The organism is Kitasatospora sp. NPDC056531 (assembly GCF_042794375.1).
Lineage (GTDB): Bacteria > Actinomycetota > Actinomycetes > Streptomycetales > Streptomycetaceae > Kitasatospora.
The window spans coordinates 1-4,752 of the sequence record NZ_JBHTTU010000211.1; the positions used below are offsets into that span (position 1 = coordinate 1).

5 protein-coding genes and 1 pseudogene are annotated in these 4,752 nt (G+C 69.3%); 4 read left to right on the forward strand and 2 right to left on the reverse strand.

Going from position 1 to position 4,752, the window contains the following annotated elements:
• From ACFQ87_RS44310 to ACFQ87_RS44320, 3 genes and pseudogenes are all read left to right on the forward strand, one after another.
• Positions 1–256 (forward strand): annotated as a pseudogene (locus tag ACFQ87_RS44310) (short-chain dehydrogenase); the annotation flags it as partial.
• A gap of 21 nt (positions 257–277) precedes the next feature.
• A complete protein-coding gene (locus ACFQ87_RS44315) occupies positions 278–697 on the forward strand; it encodes a hypothetical protein (RefSeq protein ID WP_380616724.1) in 420 nt (139 codons plus the stop codon).
• Between the two features lie 262 nt (positions 698–959).
• Entirely contained in the window at positions 960–1,718 is a 759-nt protein-coding gene (locus ACFQ87_RS44320; protein WP_380616725.1) for a hypothetical protein, read from the forward strand.
• Between the two features lie 205 nt (positions 1,719–1,923).
• On the opposite strand, the gene ACFQ87_RS44325 is transcribed toward ACFQ87_RS44320, so the two are convergent.
• Together ACFQ87_RS44325 and ACFQ87_RS44330 are read right to left on the reverse strand one after the other, a co-directional pair.
• Positions 1,924–2,700: a hypothetical protein gene (locus tag ACFQ87_RS44325; protein ID WP_380616726.1), complete on the reverse strand. Its 777-nt coding sequence runs from the start codon at positions 2,698–2,700 to the stop codon at positions 1,924–1,926.
• Between the two features lie 470 nt (positions 2,701–3,170).
• A complete protein-coding gene (locus tag ACFQ87_RS44330) occupies positions 3,171–3,602 on the reverse strand; it encodes a hypothetical protein (protein WP_380616727.1) in 432 nt (143 codons plus the stop codon).
• A 765-nt stretch (positions 3,603–4,367) separates the two neighbouring features.
• Between ACFQ87_RS44330 and ACFQ87_RS44335 the strand changes: the two genes are divergently transcribed.
• The gene (locus tag ACFQ87_RS44335; RefSeq protein ID WP_380616728.1) at positions 4,368–4,571 is read left to right on the forward strand and encodes an EF-hand domain-containing protein; all 204 of its coding nucleotides are present in this window, start codon (positions 4,368–4,370) and stop codon (positions 4,569–4,571) included.
• Positions 4,572–4,752 lie beyond the last annotated feature (181 nt).

Below are 4,752 nucleotides of genomic sequence, written 5' to 3' on the forward strand. Positions count from 1 at the left end.
GGACATCCCCGCCCTGCTTGCCGCGGCCGGGCCCTACGCCCCGGCCCTCCAGGCGTACATCGCCCGCACCCAGCAGTCCTACGGCAACGCCCAGACCCCGGCCGAGGCCGCCGCCCCGATCATCGACGCCCTGACCGCCGACCGCCCGGCCTTCCGCGTCCAGACCTCGCAGTGGGCCCGCGACTTCGTCGCCACCACGCTCGCCGACCTCGACGGCTCCGCCGTCCAGACGCTCACCCGTGACTGGGTCCGCTGAACGACGAGGAGGAGATCGCCCGTGTCCACCGCAGACCTGTCGCGCGCCGAAACGGACGCGAAACGGTCGTTCGACCGCTACGCGGCCACCTTCATCGAACTCGCCGCGGCCGGCGGGACCGACCCGGCGCCGCTGCTGGAGTACTTCGCGGTGCCCCTGACCGTGACCACCGGCAGCGCGCACACAGTCCTCACCTCGGCCGAGCAGCTGACCGCCGGGCTCGCCCACGAGCTGGCCGCCCTGCGCGACCTCGACTACGGCGGCAGCGAGGCACTGGACCCGGTCGTCCGGGAGCTGAACGAACGGGCGGTCACCATCGAAGTGAGCTGGGCCCGCTACGACCGCTCGGGCGCCGAGTTCCAGCGCCCCCGCGTGTTCTACTTCCTCGCCCGCACGCCGGACGGCTGGCGAATCACCACCTCGGCGGTCCTGGCCGGCTGAGCCGGCACCGGCAGACCGGCGGACAGCCGAACCCGGCCCCCTGAAACCCAGGGCCCGGCCCGCGGGTGGGAGGCCTGCCGCTCGGCCTCCTCCAGTCGGGCGGACTCGGTCGGCTGCTCTTCGCCCAGCCCTGCCGGGCCGCCCGCGACACCGGCGCCGTCCTGCAGATCACAGGAGTTCGCCGGCAGGCACCTCGGAGGCCTCTTCCTCGCATCCGACACCACTGCGATCGTGAAAGTGGACTCCTGTCACACTGTGCGCCATGACTGAGCACGAACATCATGCCTCGGCGCAGCTTTCCGAGGCGCTGCACCGCAGGTTGGAGCGGATCGAGCGGCTCCTGGAGCCCGAGAAGCCGGAGCGCCCGGCGTGGCGCTCGGTCACTCTCGGTGAGCAGCGCTGGGCGGTCTCGGTGGCCATCCTGGTCGCCGTGGGCCTCCAGCTGGCCCTGCCGACCCGGCTGACCATCCACCCGCATTGGATGCTGCCCACCCTGGAGCTGGCGCTGCTGGTGGCCCTGGTGGTCCTCAACCCGCACAAGCGCATCGACCAGACGTCGCAGTTGCTGCGCTCGCTGAGCCTGGCCCTGGTGGCGGTGATCAGCCTGGCCAACGGCTGGTCGGCGGTGAAGCTGGTGCGCGACCTGATCCACACGTCTGCCTCACCGGGCGCGTTGGCGCTGCTCGGTACCGGCGGCGCGGTCTGGGCGACCAACATCATCGCTTTCTCGCTCTGGTACTGGGAGTGGGACCGAGGCGGTCCGGCGGCCCGCGCCCAGGGGGTGAAGTCGTACCCGGACTTCCTCTTCCCCCAGATGCAGCAGGAGGGCATCGCGGAGCCGGGCTGGGAGCCCTCCTACCCGGACTACCTGTACGTGGCGTTCACCAATGCCTGCGCCTTCAGCCCAACGGACACCATGCCGCTGTCGGTCTGGGCGAAGCTGCTGATGATGACGCAGTCGGCGGTGTCGCTGATCACGGTGGTGCTGGTGGTGGCGAGGGCGGTCGGCATCCTGCAGTAGCGGCCACAGGTGCCCGAGCCACCACAGGTACTCGGCGATCAGCCGGTGCGGTCCGGCGGCGTTGCGGCCGTAGGCAGCCAGGCGCCCGGGGACGGAGCCGCACCGGGTTCCCGCGCGGGATGCCCGGGGAGGGGACGCGGTGCGGCAGGTCACCGAGATCGCAGGGTATGACCTGTTGGGCCATCCGTAGTCCCGCCGGATGGTGTCAGTCGTATTCGCTGCTGGTCGACAGAGCGGTGTCCACCGTGCGGGTTTGCTCGTTGCCGCTGAGCAGTTGGTAGCCAACCAGGACCATCAGTACGGCGAGCAGGGCACCGGAGGTGATGGTGGTCCCCACCCCGAGTCCGCCCTGCGCGACGGGCTTTTCCACCGCGTTCTCCGCGACCGCCCCGAGTGGGCGGGTCAGCACGTAGGCCGCCCAGAACAGTACGGTGCCCGAGATCGGGGTCAGATAGTGTGCGGCGAGGATCAGCAGCATGGCGCCGGAAAGCAGCAGAGCGCTGTCGCGGAAGCCGAGGCCCAGACCGTTCGACAGGAAGTCACCGCTGGAGGTGCCCAGCGTGTTGGACACCAGGGTCGCGGTCCAGTACAGGATCTCGCCTTGGGTGGTGTCGATCCGTTCCACGTCCATGGTCTGCCCGGTCAGCCGCCACCCGACGAGCACGGCAACCAGCAGGCTGGTCAGCACGGCCGCGCCGCCGGCGTAGCCCAGACCGGCGGTCCGGTTCATGAAGTCGGACATCGCGGTGCCCGCGATGCTGGTGGTCAGGATCACCGACCAGAACACCACCGGCTGGAACCGGTCGATCTTCAGCTGCACCGTCAGGGCGAGCCCGAACGCCACCAGGAAGATGATCGCGGCAGCGGCGTAGCCGAGGTGCAGCGGTGTCATCGACACGAAGTTCGACACCGACTCGCCCAGGGTGGTCGCCACGATCTTGATCGCCCAGAACAAGGCGCCGACCATCGGCAACTTGCTCACAGCAGTCCTGCTCACGGCAGTTCCCATCCGCATCACCCATAGGCCGATCGCTGGATCGCTGACAGCACCACCGGCGGTCCTGGGGTCGGCGTGCTCCCAGGTCCTCGTGTCGTGCCTGGCCACTGGTATATGCCGAGTCGTCACGGAACGCGTCGATCGACGACATGGCAACCGGGTGCTTTGGGGTCCGCCGCTGCCGTCCTCCGCGCGGTGCCCGCTCCATCGACCCGGTCCGCGATCACGGCGCTCGGCGGGACCGTGGTAGGAGGTCCGCGTCCTCCGCGGGAAGCTCTGCCCGCCGTGGGAGCGCCCGGGGGTGTGACGGAAAGGAGGCCGCGCGGGCGCGACGCAGCGGCCATGCGGACTTCCTGCGCGAGGGTGTCGACGGCGTGGTGGGTGCATGACGTCCGCCCCGCCCGCGTGGTGCCGTGCGGGCGGGGCGGAGCGGTTCAGCCACCGGCGCGAGCGGTTCAGTACATGGTGTTGCAGCCGGCGTAGTTGCCCACCGGCTGGTTCGAGGCCAGGCTGATGTCCATCTCGCTGACGCAGACGTACTTGTAGCTGCCGGCGGTGTCGTCGTCGATCCAGTCGCCCTGGGCGCTGTCACCGTTGGCGATGGTGTAGCTCGGTCCGGTCGGGCCCGTCTGGTAGGTGTAGAGCTGAGCCGTGCAGGTGACCGCCACCCCGGTCGGGGTGTCGGCGTTCACGGCGAGCTGGACCTGACGGGTGGGCTGCCAGACGGTGTTCATCTGCCCGTGGCAGTAGTTCAGGTTCGGGACCGTGTAGACGGTGCCCGAGGCCTGCGGGGTCTGCGTGGCGGCGGTGGCGCTCGACACGGTGAGCGCGCCGAGCGAGCAGGCGGCGGCGGCGAGCACGGCGGCACGCTTGACGATGCGGTTCATGACGTCCTCCAAAGACGTGAATCGAGTACAGGCCGGCGTACGGCCACGGGCAGCGCGGCACCCGGCGCCACGGTCGCGACGGCGGCGGCCGGTGCACATCGAGTGCGGATGTTCCTTGCAAAACGGAGATAACGGGCATGCGCACGGCGTGCTTCTCCAAGAAGCTGTGCCAACGGTGAGTTGCGTGAAGACCTCGGTGCCGGCCCCCCTGATCCCACCGGTCCCGCTCTCCGTGCCTTCACTTCCATAGACGTGCATCCCCGCCGGAGGTTGCAGGGGAGTTCGAAGGAATTCGCGCCACACCGGCACCGACCGCCCGGCCGTGCCGGGCGAGGATCGCACCACCCCCAATCCCGCGCGATCCGCGTTCTGCTGCCACGTCTTCGGCCGGCGTCACCAAGCGCTGACGCCACGCCACATCCGCTACCGGATCTCCGCTGACCAGGGACCGCCCGGCCAGGCGCTGGGCCGCGGACCGGTGCCTCGCCGGACAGGGTGGCCCAGTGGGCGGCAACTGCTCCTTCGACGGCGGCGGCTGGTTCGGCGGCGTGCCGTCCGTCTGGCCGACCCGCCCCTTCGAGCGGCCCTTGGTCTTCGCCACCTTCGGGAACGCCTGGTTGAACCAGGTTCGGTCCACCCGAGTGCCTGAACGGCCCTGTCGTGCGATCAGCACAAAAGGGCCTCTCGGCTTTTCTATCCCACGGCATCTCGGCATTTCCGCCTATGCTTCGGAGCGCCAGAATTTTCCGAGGCAGAGGAGCGGAAATGAGTGACAGGGACAGCGCCCGGCGCCAGTTCGACGAGATCGACACCGATCACGACGGCTACATCGATGCCGGCGAGTTCAAGGAGTTCCTCCAGAAGAACCCCAAGGTCAGTGACGCTAACGCCCGCGCAGCCTTCGACTTCGCCGACGAGAACGGCGACAACCAAATCAGCTTCGAGGAATTCTCCAAGTTCATCCGATAGTTCATCGGACAATCAGCCTGAGGCGGTTTGCTGATCGACCGGTGAACCGCCTCGGCCGTCAGCGGGGAAGTCAGTGCACGGCGGAGTTGGCACCATCGGCGGCCACCACCAGCGGCGCGCGCAATGTGCGGCCATCGGCCAGGGTCAGCAGCCAGTCATCGCCGGAGCGACGCATCTGCCC